The organism is uncultured Jannaschia sp. (assembly GCF_947494025.1).
Lineage (GTDB): Bacteria > Pseudomonadota > Alphaproteobacteria > Rhodobacterales > Rhodobacteraceae > Jannaschia.
In genome coordinates this window covers 1-563 of record NZ_CANLTQ010000134.1, presented here as the reverse complement: position 1 = coordinate 563, position 563 = coordinate 1, and the positions used below count along the sequence as shown (strand labels likewise).

1 protein-coding gene is annotated in these 563 nt (G+C 70.9%); it reads left to right on the top strand.

Annotation, left to right across the window (positions count from 1 at the left end):
• On the top strand, positions 1-563 hold a 563-nt coding region (locus Q1B08_RS21655), incomplete at both ends, for a hypothetical protein (RefSeq protein ID WP_299823503.1).

Here is a 563-nt window from a genome sequence, read left to right as displayed (position 1 = left end):
ATCGAGGAAAGCCCGGCCGAGGTCGAGATCGAGCCCGGCGCGCCGGACGTGACCGTGTCCGAGGGCCAGGGCGAGATCGTCGTTCGCCAGGCGCCGGCCAACATCACGATCGACATGCCGACGCCGACCATCCGGATCGAGCAGGCCGCGCCCGAGATCATCATCACCATGCCCGACCCCGACGTCTCGGTCGGCGCCGCGCAGCCGCAGGTCCGCGTCGTGCAGGCGGAGCCGCGCATTTCCGTGACGCAGGCGCCGCCGCAGGTCGATCTCGAACTCGAGCGCGTCGAGGAAGGCGCCGAGAGCCGTGGCTTCGAGGTGACCGACAACCGCACGGGTCAGGCCTACCAGCCCGGCACCGCGCCCGAGGAGGTCACCACGGAGGATGCCGAGGTGAACGTCACGCGCAGTGAGCCCACGGTGATGATGTCCGAGGCCACCGAGGAGGCCCAGGTCACCATCGAGCGGTCCGAGCCGCAGGTCCGCTTCGAGCAGGCCGACCCGCAGGTGGACGTCACCACCTCCGGCGAGCCGCAGGTCGAGTTCGTCCAGTCCGGCGAGCC